General features: G+C 41.5%; 1 protein-coding gene. It reads right to left on the bottom strand.

Translation table 11 applies throughout. The features are described 5' to 3' along the window. The coding region (locus KMS84_RS39300) for a hypothetical protein (RefSeq protein WP_256921426.1) at positions 1 to 388 on the bottom strand (388 nt) is incomplete at both ends.

Raw genomic sequence — 388 nt, 5'->3', positions numbered from 1 at the left:
AATAATTAATCCATTTTTGCATCAGGTCAGAGTCACATTTTGAATCTTCGAACTTTATCGAGATTACTAAGTTTGATTCCGGGATTATCCAGTAGTAGCAAGGATGTCCCCACACAACATCATCCCCAGTGTCCAAAGCGTTATTGCTGATAAACCCGATAGGCTCGCCCTTTTCGTTAAGCCGGAGCCCTCTATAGCTTTTGGAGTCGCTTGGGTCATGCTTCCACAATGTTAGGAGAAAATCACCGTTTTCAAACTCATGAATTTCTTTGCAGTAACACATGACTGATGGATCACCAGACTCACCAAGCTCTGCCCAAGGTGAGGTTTCTTTGAAACGTCTAGAATCTACCCATGCTTTTATATTTCGTAAAACTAAAGTTGTATC

This window comes from Streptomyces hilarionis, assembly GCF_024539675.1.
Lineage (GTDB): Bacteria > Actinomycetota > Actinomycetes > Streptomycetales > Streptomycetaceae > Streptomyces > Streptomyces hilarionis.
Note: the sequence above shows the minus strand (reverse complement) of the source record. Positions and strands in the feature narration are given on the sequence as shown.